Source organism: Microbacterium sp. B35-30, from assembly GCF_010634855.1.
Taxonomy (GTDB): domain Bacteria; phylum Actinomycetota; class Actinomycetes; order Actinomycetales; family Microbacteriaceae; genus Microbacterium.
In genome coordinates, this window is sequence record NZ_MWLQ01000011.1 from 261786 (window position 1) to 282657 (window position 20872).

Below are 20872 nucleotides of genomic sequence, written 5' to 3' on the forward strand. Positions count from 1 at the left end.
GACCCGCGCACGCAATGGGTGGATCCGGGTGGTCAGGCCTGCCGCAGGGGAAGCCGCACCGCGACCCGCAATCCACCCTCGGCCCGCGCGACGATCGTCAGCGTCCCGCCGTGAGCCCCGGCGATGCTCCGGACGATGGCCAGGCCCAGGCCGACGCCGGCGTGGTCGTCGGTGCGGATGCGTTCGCTTCCCCGCTGGAACGGCTCTGCCAGGGTCGAGACGAGCTGCGGACTCAGCGTCTCCCCCGTGTTCTCGACCGCGATCTCGGCGGCGCCCGACTGGACGGATGTGACGATGTCGACCGTGCCGCCCTCAGCCAGGTTGTGGACGATCCCGTTGTGCACGAGGTTCGACGCCAGCTGCAGCAGCAGTGCGGGTGAGCCGGACGCGGGAGTGACGCCGCCGTGCGTGCGCAGTGTGATGCCACGCGCTTCTGCGACCGGCAGGAGCGCCTCGGCGGCCTCCTCCGCGACGAGCGACAGATCGACGTCCTCCCGGGTGAAGGACCGCTGGTCGGCCCGGCTCAGCACCAGCAGCGCCTCGGTCAGGCCGATGGCTCGGGTGTTGACGATCGCCAGCCGGCGGATCAGCTCATCGACGTCGCGGTCGGGGTCGTTGCGGGCGACGTCGAGCAGCGTCCTCGTGATCGCCAGCGGGGTGCGCAGCTCGTGCGAGGCGTTTGCGGCGAACCGGCGCTGCTCGGCCACGTGGGCTTCGAGCTGCGCCAGCATCGCGTCGAAGCTGTCCGCCAGCTCGCGGAACTCGTCGTCGGCGCCTTCGAGGTCGATCCGATGCGACAGCGAGCCGTCCGCGGCCCGGCGCGTGGCATCTGTGATCCGCCTCAGGGGTGCCAGCATCCGCCCGGCGAGGAACCACCCACCCAGCAGTCCGAAGGCGAGGAGGAACAGCAGGGCCCAGACCGCAGCGGGCGCGAAGGCGCGGATGAGGTCGCCGCGGTTCGGCACGAACGGGCCGGGACCGGTGATGGGCCCGTTGGGGACATAGCGCAGCAGGAACACCCACACGATCGCGAGCAGCACCCCGCCCGCGACCATCAGGAACCCCGCGTAGCTCAGTGTCAGCTTGAGCCGGACGCTGAGCCCCGGCTCCCTACTCACCGCCGGCACTTCCACCCGCCTCGATCCGGTACCCGACTCCGGGAACGGTGGCGATCACCCACGGTTCGCCGAGTCGCTTCCGCAGGGCCGACACCGTGATGCGCACCGCGTTGGTGAACGGGTCGGCGTTCTCGTCCCACGCCCGCTCGAGCAGATCCTCCGCGCTGACGACGCCGCCCTCCGCGCCCATCAGCACCTCGAGCACCGCGAACTGCTTGCGGGTGAGCGCGATGTACCGATCGTCCCGGTACACCTCACGGCGGAACGGATCCAGCCGCAGCCCCGCGATCTCCCGCACCGGCGGCCGGCTGTGCGCGCGCCGACGGTCGAGGGCGCGCAGGCGCAGGACGAGCTCCTGCAGGTCGAACGGCTTGGTGAGGTAGTCGTCCGCGCCGAGACCGAAGCCGGTGGCCTTGTCGTCGATCCTGTCCGCAGCGGTGAGCATCAGGATCGGGATGCCGCTCCCCGAGGCCACGAGGTGCGCGGCGATGTCGTCGCCCGAGGGTCCCGGGATGTCACGATCGAGCACCGCGATGTCGTAGGCGTTGATGGACAGCAGCTCCAGTGCCGTGTCGCCGTCGCCCGCGATGTCGGCCGCGATCGCCTCGAGACGCAGGCCGTCGCGGATGGCCTCGGCCATGAGGAGTTCGTCTTCCACCACCAGCACGCGCATGCTCCGATGGTACGAGCCGGCGCATATCGTCCCCCTATCCGAAACCGCATACGCCGTCGCAACACCCGCCCGCGTGGGGTGGGAGCATGACTGCAACAGCTCACACGCGCACGCGACCCGCGGTTCTCCGGAGGCTGATCCTCGCAGTGGTCGTCGTGTGCGCGGTCTCCATCGGCGCTGCCGTCCACCAGTCGGCCGCAGGTGCCGGCGCGCCCGGCCCCGGCGACCCGGGTACGGCCGCGCATCCACCGGCGACAGGGGCGATGGATGCTGCGGCCGCCGATGGCGCGATCACCGAAGCGGACGGGCTGCTTCCCGGCGGCGTCACGGTGTCCGCCGGCGCATACGCGGGCATCGCGCGCCTCACCCCCGCTCTGCTCGATGCGCTGCGGCACGCGTCGGAGGATGCCGGGCAGCAGGGCATCGTGATCCACGTGAACAGCGGCTGGCGATCGGCCGAATACCAGGACCGGCTTCTTCAGCAGGCGGTGGCGCAGTACGGCTCCGAGACGGAGGCGGCCCGTTGGGTCGCCACGGCAGCCACCTCGGCGCACGTCGCCGGCGAGGCGATCGACATCGGGTCGTTCGACGCCGTCGCCTGGCTGTCGGCCCACGGCGCCGGGTACGGACTCTGCCAGACCTACGAGAACGAGTCGTGGCATTTCGAACTGCGCGCCGATGCCATCAGTCGCGGCTGCCCCGCGCCGTACGCCGATCCGACCGCGGACCCCCGGATGCAGGGGTGAGGCACGCAGGTCGCCGACAAGACAGTGTCGGCGCGACGGGAAAACCGAAAGGCCGCCCTGATCGGGCGGCCTTTTCGGTGGACCTGAGGGGACTCGAACCCCTGACCCCCTGCATGCCATGCAGGTGCGCTACCAGCTGCGCCACAGGCCCGGATGATGCTCCCGCTCTCGCGGGGCAACTCGTCAAGCTTACAACATTCCGAGCGGTGCTCCGAACCAGCGTCAGTCCTCGGCGGCCGCCGGCGCGGGAACATCGACGGGCACGACGGGGCAGTCCTTCCACAGTCGCTCGAGCCCGTAGTAGATGCGCTCCTCCTCGTGGAAGACGTGCACCACCAGGTCGCCGAAGTCGATCAGCACCCACCGCGATTCCTGGCGTCCTTCACGGCGCAGGCGCTTGTAGCCGGCCTCGAGGAGCTTGTCCTCGATCTCGTCCGCGATCGCCGCCACGTTGCGCTCGCTGCGCCCCGTGACGAGCAGGAAGATGTCGACCAGCGGAAGGGGCTCCGACACGTCGAGGGCGACGAGGTCCTCGCCGCCCTTCGAGTCCGCCGCGGCTGCGGCGATCTGCAGCATGTCATGTGACTGCGCACTCGCGACCATTAGAAGACTCCTGTCGCAAAGGCGAGGATGAGGACGCCGACCAGCGCGAGGGCGAGGACGCCCGCCGTGATGGCGAGCGACATCATGAGCTTGCCGCCCTTCTCGGGCGTGGGTGGCTTGATGACTTCGCCCGGCGTCTTGGCCGTGCTCACGGCGGCGCTGGCGGCGATGGGCGTCGGCGACGAATGCGACGGCAGCTCGCCGTCGACCAGCGTGGCGTCGATCTCCTTACCGTCGGCCGTGCCCTTGGCATGGCCCGTCGAGCCGAGACCCTCCGGCAGATTGAACGTGCCGGTGATGATGACCTCGCCCGTCGCGGTGACGGGAGCCACCAGCGGCGCGACTTCGGGCGCCTGCGAGACGATCAACGTGTTGGGAATCGCGATGGATCCGGTCGTCCGCGACAGCAGCTGGTCGAACGACGGCGGGAACTCGACAGCCGTCGGCGCCGGTGCGGCCGGCGCCGCGTCGAGGAGGCTGGCGCCGAGGAGCGGGCTGACCGCTTTGGGCGCGGCGGCCGGCTCGTCGACGGCCTCTTCGTCGGCGGTCAGGGCGTAGCCGAAGACATCCGCGAACGGCTCGTCCTCGTCCTCGTCCGCTTCCTGGAGCTCGGGCGCCTGCGGCGCCGCGGAGAACGCGGGAACGGCCACCGATGCTGCGGCGGCCGGCTGCTGCCAACTCGGCGCCGGCGCCGGCGCCACCGGCTCGGACTCGGGCGGCATGCCGAACAGCGCGTGCATTCCGCTGTCGGTCGTCACCTCGGAGTCGTCGGGAGGTGCGGTGACCAGCGGGCTCTCGGTCTCGCGGAACGGCGCGGCCGGCGGGGGCGCGACGGGGAATGCGAACGCGGGGACCGCTCCCGACGTCGCCGCCGCATGGGCCGCGACGACCTCGGGGGTGATGACGGGCACCGAGGCGGTGCGGATGCGCTCCTGCTGGCGCGCCTGACGACGGGTGAGCGGGGATACCCCGAGATCGACCGCAGAATCGGGCATGGGTGCCGGCGCGACGGCGGCGGGTTCCGCAGGCCGTGGGAACGGCGCAGCCGTGACCGGCGCTGCGGCGAAGGGCGCCGCGGTGAGGGGCGCTGCCGTGACCGGCGCCGCGGCGAAGGGCGCCGCAGTGATGGGTGCGCCGGAGAACGGCGACGGCGGCGGCGAGATCGGCTCTGCGACCGGCGCGGGCTCGACCGGCGCGGCCGAGGCCTCGACGGGCTCGTCCGACTCCGGGTCGTCCGAGATCACGGGATTGGATCCCGTGTTCCGCAGTTCGCGGATCTGCTTACGGGTGAGGGCTGGCGTTGCCGGGTGCTCGGGTGTACTCATTCCTTGCTCCGGTAGAGATGATGCTTCGCAATGTATTGGACGACCCCGTCGGGCACGAGGTACCACACGGGGTGTCCTCGCTGAACTCGATCACGGCAGTCCGTCGACGAGATGGCGAGGGCGGGGACCTCGAGCTGACTGACATCGTCGCTGGGCAGTCCGTCCGTGTTCAGAACGTGTCCGGGCCTGGAGACGGCAACGAAGTGGGCGAGGTCCCACAACTCATCATGGTCTCTCCAACTGAGAATTTGCGCTATGGCGTCCGCGCCCGTGATGAAGAACAGCTCCGCGTCCGGCCGCTGGGCCTTCAGATCGCGGAGCGTGTCGATGGTGTAGGTCGGGCCGTCGCGGTCGATGTCGACGCGGCTGACGGTGAATCGGGGATTGGATGCCGTGGCGATGACAGTCATGAGATACCGGTGTTCGCTCGGCGAGACCTCGGTCTTCTGCCAGGGCTCGCCGGTCGGCACGAAGATGACCTCGTCGAGGTCGAACCACTGCGCGACCTCACTGGCCGCCACCAGGTGCCCGTGATGGACCGGATCGAACGTGCCGCCCATCACCCCGACCCTCGGAGCCGTCGTCACCGACATCCAGCGGCCTCAGTGACCGTGCCCCGCTTGCTGTACGTCGTCGGCGTGGGCTCTCGCGTATGCCTCCGCCTTGTGCGAGTGGCGGTTCGCCACGTTGCGGTACGACAGGGTCACGAGCGCCAGTGCGGCGAAGACCACGACCGCGACGATGCCGTACCCGACGGTCTCGAGGGCGACATTGCCGTGGTGCTCGGACTCCTCAGCAGCGAGGGCGATGATCGTGGCGAGTGTCATTCGTGCTCCGTTCGGGTTCGCCGCGAGGGCGCGGGACGGGTCAAGTCTATTCCGTTACGCGCGGACCTGCCCGGCACCCCGCGCGAGCCGCATCCCGCTGTGAGGTCGAAGAGGCCGATGGGTCCCCGGAATCGACTCTCATCCGCCCAGCGCGTCGACCGCGGTGCGGACCGGACCCGTGGCGGCGGGCGCCGCGGGCTCGGGGTTGGGCTGGAACCAGGTGCCGATCTCCTCGCCCGACAGCGCTTCTCCGACGAGGTCGGCGCTGGTGACGAGGACGCCGATCCCGGACGCCGCGGCCAGCCGCGCCGCCGACACCTTGGTCGCCGCTCCCCCGGTGCCGACGCTGTTGACGACCACCGAGCCGAACTCGAAGCCGTGCAGGTCGTCGCCGTACGCCACGCGCGTGATCGGGGTCGCGCCGGGCTCGTCCGGCGGGCGGGTGTAGAGGCACTCGATGTCGCTCAGGAGCACCAGCGCGTCGGCCCCGATCAGCTGGGCCACGAGGGCGGCGAGCCGGTCGTTGTCGCCGAAGCGGATCTCGTGCGTCGCGACCGTGTCGTTCTCATTCACGATCGGGAGGATCCGCAGCCCGAGAAGGCGCTCCATCGCACGACGGGCGTTCGAGCGGTGCATGGCGTTCTCGAGGTCGCCTGCTGTGAGCAGCACCTGACCGGCGACGATGCGAAACGGGCGCAGTGCGTCCTGGTAGCGGTAGATGAGCACGTTCTGCCCCACCGCTGCCGCCGCCTGCTGGGTGGCGAGGTCGCTCGGGCGCTCATCGAGCAGGAGGTACGGCATCCCGGTCGCGATGGCACCGGAGGAGACGAGCACGACCTCGGTGCCGCGCCCGTGGGCGGCGGCGAGGGCGTCGACGAGCGGCTTGATCTTGTGGGCGTTGTCGCCGCTGATCGATGACGAGCCCACCTTGACGACGACGCGGCGAGCCGCCGGGATGTCGCGGCGCTCGCGCGCGCTCACTCGGCGTCCTCCTCGTTTCGGTAGCGCTCCGCGACGCGCTCGGCCTCGAGCTCGGCGCGCGCCTCGGCCTTCGCGTCCATCATGTCGTGGTACTTCTCACGACGCTCGGACGTGGTGCGGCGGGTGTCGCGCAGCAGACGCGGATCGGTGCCGCGCGGCGCGGCCATCAGCTCCGCGTTCGACGAGATCGACGGCTCCCAGTCGAAGACGATGCCGTCGCCCTCGCCGATGACGACGGTCGCACCGGGGGTCGCGCCGGCGCGGAACAGCTCGAGCTCGACGCCGAGCTTCTCCAGGCGGTCACCGAGGTAGCCGACAGCCTCCTCGTTCTGGAAGTCGGTCTGCTGCACCCACTTGAGCGGCTTGTCGCCCAGGATGCGGTAGATGTTGCCGTAGGTGCCGCCCTCGACACGCACCGAGAACTCCTTCTGCGTGCCCCGCGGCCGGATGACGATGCGCTCCGGCGCCGGCGTCGCAGCGAGCGTCGCGCGGTGCTGGGCGACGATGTCGCCGAGTGCGAACGTCAGCTGTCGCAGCCCCTCGTGGCTCACCGTGGAGATCTCGAACACTCGGAAGCCGCGCGCCTCGAGATCGGGGCGCACCAGGTCGGCGAGTTCCTTCGCCTCCGGGACGTCCACCTTGTTGAGCGCGATGAGCTGGGGGCGCTCCAGCAGCGGGAGCTGGCCCTCGGGGACGGGGTATGCGGCGAGCTCGGCGAGGATGACCTCGAGGTCGCTCAGCGGGTCGCGGCCGGGTTCCAGCGTCGCGCAGTCGAGGACGTGCACGAGCGCCGTGCAGCGCTCGACGTGGCGCAGGAATTCGAGCCCGAGGCCCTTGCCCTCGCTCGCGCCCTCGATGAGCCCGGGCACGTCCGCGACGGTGTACCGCTGCTCCCCCGCCTGGACGACGCCGAGGTTCGGGTGCAGCGTCGTGAACGGATAGTCCGCGATCTTGGGACGGGCGGCCGAGATCGCCGCGATGAGGCTCGACTTGCCTGCCGAGGGGAAGCCGACGAGTGCGACATCCGCGACCGTCTTCAACTCGAGGAAGACGTCGCCCTCCCAGCCGGGCGTGCCGAGGAGGGCGAAGCCGGGCGCCTTGCGCTTGGGGTTGGCGAGCGCGGCGTTGCCGAGTCCGCCGAGGCCACCGGGTGCGGCCACGAAGCGCATGCCCGGCTCGATCATGTCGACGAGCGTCTCTCCCGACTCGTCCTTGACGACCGTGCCGACCGGCACGAGCAGTTCGAGCGTCTCGCCGGCTGCGCCGGAGCGGTGATCGCCCATGCCGAAACCGCCGTTGCCGGCGGAGCGGTGCGGCGAGTGGTGGTACGACAGCAGGGTCGTGACCTGCGGGTCGGCGACGAGCACCACGTCACCGCCGTGACCGCCATTGCCGCCGTCGGGACCGGCGAGCGGCTTGAACTTCTCGCGTTTGACCGACACGCAGCCGTTGCCGCCCTTGCCGGCGCGCAGATGCAGCGTCACTCGGTCGACGAACGTGACCATGCGGTCCCCCTGACGTTCTGATGTTCCCGGTCGCCCGGGAACGAATAAAGAGAAAGGGCGAGCCGAAGCCCGCCCCTTCCGGAAATCTGCGCCACTTTCGCGGTGCCTGAGCCTGTCGAAGGCTACTGCGCAGCCGCCACGATGTTGACGACCTTGCGGCCGCCCTTCTTGCCGAACTCGACCGCACCGGCGGCGAGAGCGAACAGCGTGTCGTCGCCACCGCGGCCGACGTTGGCGCCGGGGTGGAAGTGCGTGCCGCGCTGACGGACGATGATCTCGCCTGCGAGGACCTGCTGACCGCCGAAGCGCTTCACGCCCAGTCGCTGAGCGTTGGAGTCACGACCGTTGCGGGTGGAGCTTGCGCCCTTTTTGTGTGCCATCTCTGCGTCTCTTCCTGGACTTACTTGATGCCGGTGACCTTGACGCGCGTGAGGTCCTGACGGTGCCCCTGGCGCTTCTTGTAACCGGTCTTGTTCTTGAACTTCTGGATCACGATCTTCGGGCCGCGCTCCTCACCGAGCACCTCGGCGGTCACCGTGACCTTCGCGAGCTTGTCGGCGTCGGTCGTGACGGCGTCACCGTCGACGAACAGCACCGCGGGGAGCTCGATCTTGTCGCCGATCTTCGCGGCCTGGCGGTCGAGGACGACGATGGTGCCGACCTCCACCTTCTCCTGCCGGCCTCCGGCGCGCACAACTGCGTAAACCACTTCACACCTGTTTCTTCTGGGAGCGCACGCGCTCATGACGTCATCAAAGACTTGGTGCGGATATCTCGACGCACCAAAGGTCTACTTTATCAGATGCTCGGACAGACCGCGAAAGCGCGCCCGACCGTGTCGCGAGTCCGGCCCGTAGGATCTGCATGTGGCCATCTTGATCGACGATCCTCGATGGCCGGCGCACGGCCGGCTCTGGGCGCATCTCGTCACCGATTCCGACCTCGACGAACTCCACGCCTTCGCCGCCGCGAACGGGATCCCCCGCCGCGGCTTCGACCTGGATCACTACGACGTGCCGGAAGAGGCGCACGCCCGGCTGATCGCCGCGGGCGCGCAGCACGTCACCGGCCACGAGCTCGTCAGGCGCCTGATCGCCTCGGGACTCCGCGTGCGGGCGCGCGATCGCCGCTGACGCGTCAGCGGGACGCGGATGCCGACAGCTCGAGCACGGTGGCCGCGCGAGCAGGTCCGTCGAAGCCGCGGATGGCCTCGCCGAGCCGGCGCGCGCGATCGCGCATCGCCCGGTCACGGAGTGCCGTGCCGATCGCTCGGCGGATCTCGGCGGGCTCGGCGCGGCGCGACATCGTGACGCCGACGCCCGCGCGCGCCACGGCTCGCCCCATGCGCGGCTGATCCGAGGTCGCGTCCAGCGGCAGCGCGAGCACCGGAACCCCGTGCGCGAGCGCAGCCAGCGTCGTGCCGTGGCCGCCGTGACCCACCAGCAGCGATGCGCGTGGGAGCAGCTCGTCATGCGGCATCCATTCATGCACCTCGACGCCCGGCGGAGCGGCGACCTCACGCGGCGACATCGCCGGTCCGAGTGTCGCCACGACCCTCGCGTCGAGCCCGTCGACGGCGGCGAGCACGCGCCGCCACGTCTCGGCGAGGTCGGCGAACCGGAACGTGCTGAGGCTTACCACCACGGTCGGCTCCGACGGAGCCGCGTCGCCCTGGGCGCGGCCCATCGCACCGGCGTAGACGACCGCACCCGGCGACGCCGACAGCGCCGGCTGAGGCGGGAACGGCGTCATAAGACCGGGGACGGATGCCACGACGATCGGCGCCGCGTGCGCCCGAGGCCGGCCCACCCGCAGGCCGCGGGGCCAGACCATCGCACCGAGTGCGCGGAAGCCGGGCACCAGGAAGCCGTGCATCGTGTGCTCGAGCACGGCGAAGCGCTGCTCCATCCGGTCGAGAACGTCCTGGACGGCGAACAGCATGCAGTCCACGACGACGACGTCCGCCGGGTCAGCGGCGAGCTGCGACAGCGTGTCGTCCGCGAGCCCGCGATCGGTGAACAGCCGCAGCATCCCCGCCGGACGCGGGTCGAGCGCGAAACCGGGCGCACTGGCGTAGGCGGTGAACCGCAGCCCGGCGTCCCGGTACGCGGCGGCCTGCGAGTCGTGTCCGAGAACGCGCACTGCGTGGCCGCGCTGCACGAGGGCGTGGGCGATCGCGATGGTGGGCATGCGGTTGCCTCCGCCGTCCCACGTCACGAACACGTAGCGCGCCATGGCGGCCCCCGTTCCCCGGCCCCGCGCCCACCTTAGCGAGCGCGCGCCTGCGGCGACAGAGTCCGCGCTCCCGGTCCGGCGGAGGCCGCACCGGGAGCGCGGGCGCCTCAGTCCTCGGACGTCGTGTGCGGCACCGGGGTGCCGGTCAGCGCCGCGGTGGTCACGCGACGCCGCGAGCGTCCCTGACCGGGCGCCTTGGGCTCGGGAAGGGCGTTCAGCACCGAGTCCAGGAGCAGATCCTTCTCGGTCCGGGAGTCCTTCTTCGAGCCCGCGTCCGGCCGCTTCTTGCGCTGCTTCTTGGGACGCTCGGCGGGTGCCTGCTCCACCACGGGGGCCGGCTCGGCCGCGGCGGCCTCGTCGTTGTGGTGGATCGTGGATGCCGCGATCTGCGCGAGCGCGGACTTCACGCCCTCCGTGATGACGTGCGTGCCGTTCGAGCCGCCGTTCGCCGGCGCGGGCGCGCCGCCGCGCGGGCGACGTGCCGAGGCGGGAGCTGCTGCAGGTGCGCGGTGCTTGACGACGGGGTCGTGGTGCACGATGACACCGCGCCCGGCGCAGACCTCGCACGCCTCGCTGAAGGTCTCGAGCAGGCCGAGGCCGAGCTTCTTGCGCGTCATCTGCACGAGGCCGAGCGAGGTGACCTCTGCCACCTGGTGCTTCGTCCGGTCGCGGCTCAGGCACTCGACGAGGCGGCGCAGCACGAGGTCACGGTTGGACTCGAGGACCATGTCGATGAAGTCGACGACGATGATGCCGCCGATGTCGCGAAGGCGCAGCTGGCGGACGATCTCTTCCGCTGCCTCGAGGTTGTTCTTGGTGACGGTCTCTTCGAGGTTGCCGCCGGAGCCGACGAACTTCCCGGTGTTGACGTCGACGACCGTCATCGCCTCGGTGCGGTCGATGACCAGCGACCCGCCCGAGGGCAGCCAGACCTTGCGGTCCAGTGCCTTCTCGATCTGCTCGGTCACGCGGAAGGCATCGAACGGGTCCTGGTCGCCCTCGTAGCGCTCGACGCGGTCGAGGAGGTCCGGCGCGACCGACTCGAGGTACTTCGAGATGGTGTGGTGCGCGTCCTCGCCCTGGATGAGCATCTTCGAGAAGTCCTCGTTGAAGACGTCGCGGACGATCTTGACCAGCAAGTCGGGCTCGGAGTGCAGCAGCGCCGGCGCCTGGATCGTCTCGATCTGCTTCGAGATGTGCTCCCACTGGTTCGTGAGGCGCTGCACGTCGCGGGTGAGCTGATCCTCGGTGGCACCCTCGGCCGCGGTGCGGACGATGACACCCGACGACTCGGGGAGCACCTCTTTGAGGATCTTCTTGAGGCGCGCACGCTCGGTGTCGGGGAGCTTCCGCGAGATGCCGTTCATCGCACCACCGGGCACGTAGACGAGGTAGCGGCCGGGGAGCGAGATCTGGCTGGTCAGGCGCGCGCCCTTGTGGCCGACGGGGTCCTTCGTCACCTGCACGAGCACGCGGTCGCCGGTCTTCAGCGCCAGCTCGATGCGGCGCGGCTGGTTGCCCGTCTCGACGGCATCCCAATCGACCTCGCCGGAGTAGAGCACGGCGTTGCGACCGCGCCCGATGTCGACGAACGCGGCTTCCATGCTGGGGAGCACGTTCTGCACACGGCCGAGGTACACGTTGCCGATGAGCGACGCGTCCTGGTTGCGCGCGACATAGTGCTCGACGAGGACGTTGTCCTCCTGCACGGCGATCTGGATGCGACCGTTGCGCGAGCGCACGATCATCTGGCGATCCACCGACTCACGGCGCGCGAGGAACTCCGCCTCGGTCACGACGGCGCGGCGGCGCCCGGCCTCGCGGCCGTCACGACGGCGCTGCTTCTTCGCCTCGAGGCGCGTCGACCCCTTGATGCGCTGCGGCTCGGTGATGAGCTCGACCGCCCGCTGACGGGGCTGTGCGGGCTCCGCAGGAGCGGATGCCTCGTCCCGACCCTCGCCACCACGACGGCGGCTGCGCCGGCGGGAGCTGCTCGCCGAGGCGGCCGACTCGGGCTCCTCCTCCTCCGGCTGACGCCCGGAGCGTGCCGGGAGCGGCGCGATCGCGGGTGCGTAGAAGACGAGCTGCGTCGACACCGCCGACACGAACTCCTCGGGCAGCAGACCGAGGCTCACCGCGGTGAGGGGCTGCGGCGCCGCGTCGGGCGCCCCTTCAGCCTCCGGCTGGGGCTGAGGCTCGGACGGAGCCTCGGCGTCGGGGGCAGGCTCTGCCTCGACCGTGGTCGCGGCGTCGTCGTCGGACGACTCAGCGTTCGCTGCATCCGCTGCGGGCAGGGAAGCCTCGCCCGGCGCCGCCGTGTCGGGGGCGGCCTGCGCCGACCCGATCGACGCGTCCGCGTCCGGGGTCGAGGTCACCTCGTCCCCCGCTGAGGTCAGCGGGGCGTCCGATTCGGTCTGAGGGGTGAAGTCGGCATCGTTTCCATCAGCCATCACTGGCGTACTCCTAGCGGGGCGACACCGCGCGTCGCCCGGCGAAATCTCGTGCGGCGCCGCCCATGCCCTCTGGACGGGGCGGTGCCGCGAACTCACTCGGTCTGCAGCGGATATCCGGCGCTAGGCGGATGCTCGCGCTGCCAAGGGCATTCGTCGCCCTGAAGTCTTCTGGTGATGATCGTCACGGCGCGGCCGCGCGTCATCGACCCCCATTATCGCACTTCCCCCGCCAGAATGCCCATTCGCGACGCATGCGGCCCTCCCCCACGCCGTAGGACCGTGATTTGGCACGGCGACGGGTGCGGCATCCGTGCAGATCTCGATGCCATAATCCGAGGCATGCCCGAGCAGCAGACCCACACCCGCCCGACGGGACTCGCCATCTGGCTCGTGATCGCCGGAGTCATCGGGTGGTGGGCCGCCTTCTCGCTGACGATCGAGAAGCTGCACGCGCTCGCGAATCCCGACGCGATCGCGTCGTGCGACCTCAGCGTGCTGGTGCAGTGCAGCGCGAATCTCGACTCGTGGCAGGGCAGCGCGTTCGGCTTCCCGAACCCGATCCTCGGGATCGCCGGCTGGGTCGCGCCGATCGTCGTCGGCATGGCGATCCTCGCCCGTGCCCGCTTCGCGCGCTGGTTCTGGTGGTGCTTCTGGGCAGGGATCGCCTTCGCGTTCGGCCTCGTCATCTGGCTCATCAGCCAGAGCATCTACGCGCCCAACCTGCACACGCTGTGCCCGTGGTGCATGGTGACCTGGTCGGTCACCATCCCCACGTTCTACGCGGTGACCCTGCACCTGCTCCGTGCCGGCCTGGTGCCCGCCACGGAACGCGTCCGCCACGCCGCCGACCGGCTGATGGCCTGGGTTCCGCTGGCGACGATCCTGAGCTTCGCCGTGATCCTGCTGCTTGCGCAGCTCGAGATGAACGCGGTCGTCAACATCTGGCAGACGCTGTTCGGCTGACCGCCGCCGGGCCGCGGCGGTCAGACGGCATCACGCTCAGCCGAACCAGATCTCCAGCTCGCGCGCGGCGGACTCGGGGCTGTCGGAGCCGTGCACGAGGTTCTGCTGCACCTTGAGCCCCCAGTCCCGCCCGAAGTCGCCGCGGATGGTGCCCGGAGCCGCCGTCGTCGGATCGGTCGTGCCGGCGAGCGAGCGGAAGCCCTCGATCACGCGGTTGCCGGCCAGGCGGATGGCGACCGAGGGGCCCGACATCATGAACTCGACCAGCGGCTCGTAGAACGGCTTTCCCTCGTGCTCGGCGTAGTGGTGCTCGAGCGTCTCACGGTCGGGCTCCACGAGCCGGATGTCGACGAGGGCGTACCCCTTCGCCTCGATGCGGGCGAGGATCGCGCCGGTGAGGCCGCGTGCGACGCCGTCGGGCTTGACGAGGACGAGGGTCTCTTCGGTGGCCATGCGGATCTCCGTTTCGGATCGGGTCATGAGGGGGGACTGAGCTGTTCGGGAGGATTGGCCGCGAGGTCGGCGTTGCGCCGGTCGAGGGCGGCTCCCTTGATCGTCGCATACCCGTACATCCCGCCGAAAATGAGGGCGACGATGGCGAGCGCCGGCACCAGGAAGGCGCCGAGCGCGACGATCCCCTGCAGCACCCATCCGAGCACGATGCCCCAGCGATAGCGGACCACGCGGGTCGTGGCGATCATCAGCAGGGCCAGGACGACGCCGGCGACGATACCCCACCACGGCTCGATCCCCGCAGGAAGCGCCTTCAGGCCGTAGACCGCGAGGCCGGCGAGGAACGCGACGATGGACTCGAAGCCGAGCACGATCGTCGCGAGCGACTCCGCAGCGCCGCGCGGGCGCCGGGGGCGGGGTGCGCGGTCGGCGCTCATTCGCTCCACCCGGCCTTCCAGTCCTCGGCCGCCGCGAGCGTGAGGGCCTCCCCGGCGAGCAGCACGGATCCGGCGATCACGACGGCGCGTCGATCGGATGCCGCCGCCCACGCCCGCGCCGCCTCCGCAGCGTCCGCGAGGCCGCCGTGCACCGACACCCGCAGGTCGTGCGCCTCGGCGAGGTCGGCGATGGCGTCCGCGTCCTCGGCGCGCTCCGAGTCGGGCGTGGTGGCGAACACATGCGCCGCGACAGGCGCGATCTCGGCGACGATTCCGGCGGCGTCCTTGTCGGAGAGCACGCCGAGCACGACGCCCCACTCGTCGAAGTCGAACGCTTCGCGGAGCGCCGTGACCAGCGCACGCGCGCCATGCGGATTGTGAGCGGCGTCCACGAGCACCGTGGGCGCGGCACCGACCAGCTGCAGGCGGCCGGGCGACGTCGCGCCGCCGAGGCCGTCCACGAGCACGTCGCCGGCGATGCGCTGCGATCCGCCGCCGACGAGCGACTCCACCGCGGCGACGGCGAGGGCGGCGTTGAAACCCTGATGCGCGCCGTAGAGCGGCAGGTACTCGTCCTCGTAGGTGCCGGCGAGACCGCGCACGGTGATCTGCTGCCCGCCGACGGCGAGACGCTGCTGTGCCAGTGCGAACTCGGCGCCCTCGAAGGCGATCGAGGCGCCGTGCGCGGCGGCGGCATCGCGGAGCACCGCCTCGGCGGCGGCGTCCTGTCGGGCCGACACGACCGCGGCGCCGTCCTTGATGATGCCGGCCTTGACCGCCGCGATCTCGGCGATCGTGTCACCCAGGCGGTCGGCGTGGTCGAGGTCGATCGGGGCGAACACCGCGACGTCGCCGTCGGCGCTGTTCGTCGAGTCCCACGAGCCGCCCATGCCCACCTCGAGCACGAGCACGTCGATCGGGGCGTCGGCGAAGGCGACGAATGCGAGCACCGTGAGCAGCTCGAAGAAGGTCAGCCGCGCGTCGTCGCTCGCCGCCAGCTCGGCGTCGACGAGGTCGACGAACGGCGCGATCTCGTCCCACGCGTCGGCGACGGCGGCGTCATCGATGGGCTCGCCGTCGATCATGATGCGCTCGGTGAAGCGCTCCAGATGAGGGCTCGTGAACAGGCCGGTCCGCAAGCCGTGGGCGCGCACGAGACTCTCGATCATGCGGCTGGTCGACGTCTTGCCGTTCGTGCCGGTGACGTGGACCACCCGGTAGGTCTTCTGCGGGTCGGCGAGCAGCTCGAGCACGCGGCGGGTGCGCTCCACGCGGGGCTGCACCCACTGCTCGCCCTGTCGCTGCAGGAGCGCCTCGTAGACGGCATCCGCACGCTGCCTCTCACGACCGCTCATCGCGGGACCTCCATCCGGCCCACCGAGACCGTGAACCCGCCGCGGTTGGCGTATGTCCCCGCGTCGATCACCGCCTCGTACTCGACGGGCGCGTCGCCGTCGCCCGCGGCGACGAGCTCGGCGGCCCGCGAGCGCACGTGGTGCGCGACGGCGAGGGTCTCGCCCGCGACGTTGGCGACATCGAACGCGGCGGCGACCGCGTCCGCGTCCGCCGCGTCGTCGAAGAGCAGTCCGAGCCCGATGCGGTCGCTGACGTCGAAGCCGGCGGCCTTGCGGGTGTCCTGGACGGCGCGGATCACGTCGCGGGCCAGGCCCTCGGCCTCGAGTTCGGGAGTCGTCGTGGTGTCGAGGAGCACGAAGCCCTCGCCGGGCAGCAGTGCGATGGCTGTGCCGTCCGCGACGCCGCCCGCTTCGAGGCTGAGCTCGTACTCCCCCGGCAGCAGCGCGATGCCGTCGACGACCACGCCTCCGTCGCGCTCCTCCCACACGCCCGCCTTGGCGCCGGCGATGATGTGCTGCACCTGCTTGCCGAGGCGCGGACCCACGGCACGCGCGTTGACGGTCAGGCGCTTGCTGATGCCGTAGCGCGCCGACACGTCTTCGCCCAGTTCGATCAGCTCGACCGACTTCACGTTGAGCTCGTCGCGCAGGATGCCCTCGAACTGCGCAAGGGGTGCGGCATCCGTCACCGCCACGGTGAGCGCCGGAAGCGGCAGACGCACGCGGCGGCCCTCCTTCTTGCGCAGCGCGTTGGCGACGCTGGATGCCTCGCGCACGGCATCCATGGCGGTGCGGATGTCGTCTGCGGCCGGGAAGGCGTCGGCGTCGGGCCAGTCCTGCAGGTGCACGCTGCGCCCGCCGGTGAGTCCCTGCCAGACCTTCTCGGAGACGAGGGGGATCAGCGGGGCCGCGACGCGCGTCAGCGTCTCGAGCACCGTGTACAGCGTGTCGAACGCCTCGGTGCTCTTTGCGTGATCAGGGCTGTTCGGATCATCCGAGACGCCCACCCAGAAGCGGTCGCGCGAGCGGCGGATGTACCAGTTGGTCAGCGCCTCCGTGAAGTCGCGCAGTTTCGCCGCGGCGAGCGTCGAATCCAGCGCCTCGAGGTCGGCGGCGACATCCCTCACCAGATCGCCGGTGAGCGCCAGGATGTAGCGATCCAGCACGTCGGTCGAATCGGTGCGCCACGAGGCCTGATAGCCCTCGCCTGCGGTCCCCGAGCCTGTCGAAGGGCCGCCGGCGGCGTTGGCGTACGTCGCGAAGAAGTACCACGCGCTCCACAGCGGCAGCAGGAACTCGCGCACACCGGCGCGGATCCCCTCCTCGGTGACGATGAGGTTGCCGCCGCGCAGGACGGAGCTCGACATCAGGAACCAGCGCATCGCGTCCGAGCCGTCGCGGTCGAACACCTCGCTGACGTCGGGATAGTTCTGCAGCGACTTCGACATCTTGAGCCCGTCGCTGCCCAGCACGATGCCGTGGCACGAGACCCCGGTGAAGGCGGGCCGGTCGAACAGTGCGGTGGACAGCACATGCATGACGTAGAACCAGCCGCGGGTCTGCCCGATGTACTCGACGATGAAGTCGGCCGGCGCGTGCTCGTCGAACCACTGCTGGTTCTCGAAGGGGTAGTGCACCTGCGCGTACGGCATCGAGCCGGAGTCGAACCACACGTCGAAGACGTCCTCGATGCGGCGCATCGTGCTGCGGCCCGTCGGATCGTCGGGGTTCGGGCGGGTCAGATCGTCGATGTACGGCCGGTGCAGGTCCACCTCGCCTTCGGCGTTGCGCGGCAGGCGGCCGAAGTCCCGCTCGAGGTCCTCGAGCGAGCCGTACACGTCGACGCGGGGGTGCTCCGGGTCGTCGCTCTTCCACACCGGGATGGGCGAGCCCCAATACCGGTTGCGGCTGACCGACCAGTCGCGCGCGCCCTCGAGCCACTTGCCGAACTGGCCGTGCTTGACGTTCTCGGGCACCCACGTGATCTGCTCGTTGTTGGCGAGCATGCGGTCCTTGATGTCGGTCACGCGGACGAACCAGCTCGAGACGGCGCGGTAGATGAGCGGGTTGCGGCACCGCCAGCAGTGCGGGTACGAGTGCTCGTAGCTCGCCTCGCGCAGAAGGCGTCCCTCCTGGCGGAGCAGTCGGATCAGCGGGCGGTTGGCGTCCATCCAGAGCTGGCCGGCGACGTCCGTCACCTGCGGGAGGAAGCGCCCGCCGTCGTCGAGGCTCATGATGAGCGGGATGCCGGCGGCCTCGGTCACCCGCTGGTCATCCTCACCGAAGGCCGGTGCCTGGTGGACGATGCCGGTGCCGTCGCCGGTCGTGACGTAGTCGTCGACGAGGATGCGCCACGCGCCCTGCGTGCCCCAGGTCGCGGCATCCGCGTAGTAGTCGAAGAGTCGGTCGTAGGTGACGTCCCGGAGGTCAGCGCCGAGGACGGTCTGCTGCACGGCCTCGCGCGCGGCCTCGGCCGACTCGTAGCCGAGGTCCTTGGCGTAGCCGGCGAGCAGCTCCTCGGCGAGCAGGTAGCGGTGCGACTCGGCTTCGGCGGGCTCGTCGTCGCGGTGCACATCCGCCGCGCCGTTCGGGCCGCCGGGCACGACGACGTAGCGGATGTCGGAACCGACGGCGAGGGCGAGGTTCGTGGGCAGCGTCCACGGGGTCGTCGTCCACGCCAGGGCTCGCACGGCGGTGAGGCCGAGCGCCTCGGCCTTCACGCCCGTCAGCGGGAACGTGACCGTCACCGAGGGATCCTGCCGCATCTTGTAGACGTCGTCGTCCATGCGCAGCTCGTGCGCCGAGAGCGGTGTCTCATCGCGCCAGCAGTACGGCAGCACGCGGTGTCCCTCGTACGCCAGACCCTTGTCGTAGATGGTCTTGAACGCCCACAGCACGGACTCCATGTAGGTGAGGTCGAGCGTCTTGTAGCCGCGCTCGAAGTCGACCCAGCGCGCCTGGCGCGTGACGTAGTCCTCCCACTCGCGGGTGTAGGCGAGCACCGACTCCCGGGACTTCGCGTTGAAGGCGGCGATGCCCATCGCCTCGATCTCGCTCTTCTCGGTGATGCCGAGCTGCTTCATCGCCTCCAGCTCGGCCGGCAGGCCGTGCGTGTCCCAGCCGAAGACCCGATCCACCTTCTTGCCGCGCATGGTCTGGAAACGCGGGAAGAGGTCCTTGGCATAGCCGGTGAGGAGGTGGCCGTAGTGCGGCAGGCCGTTGGCGAAGGGCGGGCCGTCGTAGAAGACCCACTCGTCGGCGCCCTCGCGCTGATCGATCGAGGCACGGAAGGTCTGGTCCGCCTCCCAGAACGCGAGGGTCTCGCGCTCGATGTCGGGGAAGCGCGGGCTCGGAACGACGGGACTCACTCCGGCGCCGGGGCGTGCCGAAGCATCGGCTGCAGGTCCGAAGGCGGAGGGGCGGGGGTAGGTCATGTTCTCTCGCAGGTGCTCGCTCGTGTGCTTCCTGCGGGGACGACATGCCTGGACCGGTGACCAGACGTACCGCGGTACCACCCTGCTTTGACGTCTCGGGACCCTTCGACAGGGACCGAGCTGCCCTCTCTCACTGCGGCTGTGACGGGCCTGACCCGCTCGGTTCTAATGGGGAATCCGCTCGCGCGGCGTCCTGTTCTTCCGAGTGCTCCCCGGTGATGGCCGGATCGACGCTGTGGAACGAGTCTACCGTGGCCGCACAAGAGGGAATGCGGAGCACGGCGACGGGGTTTCTGGACTCGTGCCAAGATTGACATCCGTGACCGCAGCCGCACCCGAATCCGCTCTGGTTCCCGAATCCGCCCCGACGCGTCGCGTCGCCTGGGCCTCGATGGTGGGAACCTCGCTGGAGTCCTTCGATTTCTACCTGTTCGCCTACTTCTCGGCGTTCTTCGTCGGGCCGCTGTTCTTCGACCCGCTCGGGCAGTTCGGCGCGACCAGCGCCGCGTTCCTGACGATCGCGCTCGCGTTCGTGGTGCGACCGATCGGCGCCGTGATCTTCGGCTACATGGGCGACCGCGTCGGCCGCAGGGCGACCCTGCTGTGGACGGTCGGCATCATGGGTGTCGCGACGGGGCTCATCGGCCTCCTGCCGACCTACGCGCAGGCGGGCTGGCTCGGTGCCGCGCTCCTGATCCTGCTGCGCATCGTGCAGGGCCTGTCACTGGGCGGCGAGTGGGGCGGCTCGATCCTCATCGCGACCGAGAACTCCGGCCCCGTCAAGCGCGCGTTCTACGCCGCGATCCCCCAGCTCGGCTCCCCCGTCGGCTCGATCCTCTCGGCCACCGTGTTCATCGTCCTCACGGCGGTGCTTCCGGCCGAGCAGATCGCGGAGTGGGGATGGCGCATCCCGTTCCTCCTCGCCTTCCCGCTGCTGCTGGTCTCGCTGTACCTGCGCTGGTCGATCTCCGAGACGCCGGTGTTCGAGGGCGTCGTCGCCCAGGGCCGCCGCGACCGCGTCCCCTTCGTGACCATGTTCGCCAAGCGTCCCGGCGCCATGGCGATCGCCATCGGCGCGGCCCTGCTGGGCATCGGGTCGTACTCGCTGATGAACACCTACACCGTCAACTACGGCGTGGAGCAACTGGGCTTCAGCTTCCAGGACCTGCTCATCGCGACCACGATCGGCGGCCTTCTGCAGCTCGTGACCATCCCGCTGTTCGGCGGGTGGGCGGCACGCATCGGCTCAGCGCGCGTCGTGCTCTGGGGCGCACTCGGGACGCTGCTGATCACGTTCCCGATGTACTTCCTGCTCCAGTTCGCGACCTTCCCGATCCTCGTCGCGACGATGCTGATCGGCGGCATCCTTCCGACGATGGCGTGGGCGGCGCTCGGAGGCCTCATGAACGACCTCTTCCCCGACCGCTTCCGCTACTCGGCACTCTCGTTCGCCTACGCGCTGGCCGCGACGATCAGCGGGTTCGTCCCCTACCTCACGCTCACCCTCGGTGAGGCGACGGACTACGCGTGGTGGCACCCCGGTGTGATCCTGGCGATCATGTCGGCCGTCACGCTCGTGTCCGCCTGGCTGGCCACGCGCCGCGCCGTCGAGCCGGAGCTGGCGACCGATCCCGCGAGCGCGACGGCGACCGCGACGGCGAACGCAACGGCCTGATCGGGACGCGTCACGAACGGACGGATGCCGGCTGCCCGGCATCCGTCCGTTCCCGTGTGCAGGAACGCCCGGGCTAGAATCGAGCGACA

At 70.3% G+C, this 20872-nt stretch carries 20 protein-coding genes and 1 tRNA gene; 4 read left to right on the plus strand and 17 right to left on the minus strand.

The annotated features are described in order from the left end of the window. Nucleotides 1–32 precede the first annotated feature (32 nt). A complete protein-coding gene (locus tag B2K11_RS05545) occupies nt 33–1118 on the minus strand; it encodes a HAMP domain-containing sensor histidine kinase (protein ID WP_204260016.1) in 1086 nt (361 codons plus the stop codon). Further along, nucleotides 1111–1791 (minus strand): response regulator transcription factor, encoded by a 681-nt coding sequence (locus tag B2K11_RS05550; protein WP_163617251.1) that lies wholly within the window; start codon nt 1789–1791, stop codon nt 1111–1113. The genes B2K11_RS05545 and B2K11_RS05550 overlap by 8 nt, the downstream gene beginning before the upstream one ends. 86 nt (nt 1792–1877) lie before the next feature. On the opposite strand from B2K11_RS05550, the gene B2K11_RS05555 reads away from it, so the two are divergent. Next, the gene (locus tag B2K11_RS05555) at nt 1878–2537 is read left to right on the plus strand and encodes a M15 family metallopeptidase (RefSeq protein WP_163617252.1); all 660 of its coding nucleotides are present in this window, start codon (nt 1878–1880) and stop codon (nt 2535–2537) included. A gap of 78 nt (nt 2538–2615) precedes the next feature. On the opposite strand, the gene B2K11_RS05560 is transcribed toward B2K11_RS05555, so the two are convergent. From B2K11_RS05560 to rplU, 9 genes are all read right to left on the minus strand, one after another. Next, nucleotides 2616–2688, minus strand: a tRNA-Ala gene (locus B2K11_RS05560). A gap of 71 nt (nt 2689–2759) precedes the next feature. Then, the gene (gene rsfS / locus B2K11_RS05565) at nt 2760–3140 is read right to left on the minus strand and encodes a ribosome silencing factor (RefSeq protein ID WP_163617253.1); all 381 of its coding nucleotides are present in this window, start codon (nt 3138–3140) and stop codon (nt 2760–2762) included. Beyond that, nucleotides 3140–4465, minus strand: coding sequence for a hypothetical protein (locus B2K11_RS05570; protein WP_163617254.1), 1326 nt, complete (start codon nt 4463–4465; stop codon nt 3140–3142). The genes rsfS and B2K11_RS05570 overlap by 1 nt, the downstream gene beginning before the upstream one ends. Further along, nucleotides 4462–5058, minus strand: a complete 597-nt coding sequence (gene nadD / locus B2K11_RS05575; protein WP_163617255.1) for a nicotinate-nucleotide adenylyltransferase — start codon at nt 5056–5058, stop codon at nt 4462–4464. Before nadD ends, B2K11_RS05570 begins: the two co-directional genes overlap by 4 nt. 9 nt (nt 5059–5067) lie before the next feature. Then, nucleotides 5068–5292 (minus strand): hypothetical protein, encoded by a 225-nt coding sequence (locus B2K11_RS05580; protein ID WP_163617256.1) that lies wholly within the window; start codon nt 5290–5292, stop codon nt 5068–5070. A 138-nt stretch (nt 5293–5430) separates the two neighbouring features. Further along, nucleotides 5431–6273 (minus strand): glutamate 5-kinase, encoded by an 843-nt coding sequence (proB, locus tag B2K11_RS05585; protein ID WP_163617257.1) that lies wholly within the window; start codon nt 6271–6273, stop codon nt 5431–5433. Further along, entirely contained in the window at nt 6270–7778 is a 1509-nt protein-coding gene (gene obgE / locus B2K11_RS05590) for a GTPase ObgE (protein WP_163617258.1), read from the minus strand. The genes proB and obgE overlap by 4 nt, the downstream gene beginning before the upstream one ends. Before the next feature lie 122 nt (nt 7779–7900). Further along, nucleotides 7901–8158 (minus strand): 50S ribosomal protein L27, encoded by a 258-nt coding sequence (gene rpmA, locus B2K11_RS05595; protein WP_163617259.1) that lies wholly within the window; start codon nt 8156–8158, stop codon nt 7901–7903. Between the two features lie 20 nt (nt 8159–8178). After that, the gene (rplU, locus tag B2K11_RS05600) at nt 8179–8487 is read right to left on the minus strand and encodes a 50S ribosomal protein L21 (RefSeq protein ID WP_204260017.1); all 309 of its coding nucleotides are present in this window, start codon (nt 8485–8487) and stop codon (nt 8179–8181) included. 157 nt (nt 8488–8644) lie between these two features. Here rplU and B2K11_RS05605 point away from each other — a divergent pair, with 157 nt between their 5' ends. Further along, nucleotides 8645–8911 carry a DUF4031 domain-containing protein gene (locus B2K11_RS05605; RefSeq protein ID WP_163617260.1) on the plus strand — a complete coding sequence of 89 codons (267 nt, stop codon included), beginning with the start codon at nt 8645–8647 and terminating at the stop codon, nt 8909–8911. Between the two features lie 4 nt (nt 8912–8915). Here the strand turns inward: B2K11_RS05605 and B2K11_RS05610 are convergent, their stop codons facing one another. After that, nucleotides 8916–10013, minus strand: coding sequence for a nucleotide disphospho-sugar-binding domain-containing protein (locus B2K11_RS05610; RefSeq protein WP_163617261.1), 1098 nt, complete (start codon nt 10011–10013; stop codon nt 8916–8918). A 107-nt stretch (nt 10014–10120) separates the two neighbouring features. Next, nucleotides 10121–12463: an Rne/Rng family ribonuclease gene (locus B2K11_RS05615; protein ID WP_163617262.1), complete on the minus strand. Its 2343-nt coding sequence runs from the start codon at nt 12461–12463 to the stop codon at nt 10121–10123. 342 nt (nt 12464–12805) lie between these two features. On the opposite strand from B2K11_RS05615, the gene B2K11_RS05620 reads away from it, so the two are divergent. Then, nucleotides 12806–13429, plus strand: coding sequence for a vitamin K epoxide reductase family protein (locus B2K11_RS05620; RefSeq protein ID WP_163617263.1), 624 nt, complete (start codon nt 12806–12808; stop codon nt 13427–13429). A gap of 36 nt (nt 13430–13465) precedes the next feature. Here the strand turns inward: B2K11_RS05620 and ndk are convergent, their stop codons facing one another. From ndk to ileS, 4 genes are read right to left on the minus strand one after another with little or no spacing between them, the layout of a single operon-like run. Further along, nucleotides 13466–13882: a nucleoside-diphosphate kinase gene (gene ndk / locus B2K11_RS05625; protein WP_163617264.1), complete on the minus strand. Its 417-nt coding sequence runs from the start codon at nt 13880–13882 to the stop codon at nt 13466–13468. A gap of 23 nt (nt 13883–13905) precedes the next feature. Continuing rightward, nucleotides 13906–14319 (minus strand): DUF4233 domain-containing protein, encoded by a 414-nt coding sequence (locus tag B2K11_RS05630; RefSeq protein ID WP_163617265.1) that lies wholly within the window; start codon nt 14317–14319, stop codon nt 13906–13908. After that, nucleotides 14316–15674 carry a folylpolyglutamate synthase/dihydrofolate synthase family protein gene (locus B2K11_RS05635; protein WP_163617266.1) on the minus strand — a complete coding sequence of 453 codons (1359 nt, stop codon included), beginning with the start codon at nt 15672–15674 and terminating at the stop codon, nt 14316–14318. Before B2K11_RS05635 ends, B2K11_RS05630 begins: the two co-directional genes overlap by 4 nt. Further along, nucleotides 15671–19108 (minus strand): isoleucine--tRNA ligase, encoded by a 3438-nt coding sequence (gene ileS / locus B2K11_RS05640; RefSeq protein WP_163617267.1) that lies wholly within the window; start codon nt 19106–19108, stop codon nt 15671–15673. The genes B2K11_RS05635 and ileS overlap by 4 nt, the downstream gene beginning before the upstream one ends. Before the next feature lie 319 nt (nt 19109–19427). Here ileS and B2K11_RS05645 point away from each other — a divergent pair, with 319 nt between their 5' ends. Next, the gene (locus B2K11_RS05645; protein ID WP_239525755.1) at nt 19428–20783 is read left to right on the plus strand and encodes an MFS transporter; all 1356 of its coding nucleotides are present in this window, start codon (nt 19428–19430) and stop codon (nt 20781–20783) included. Nucleotides 20784–20872 lie beyond the last annotated feature (89 nt).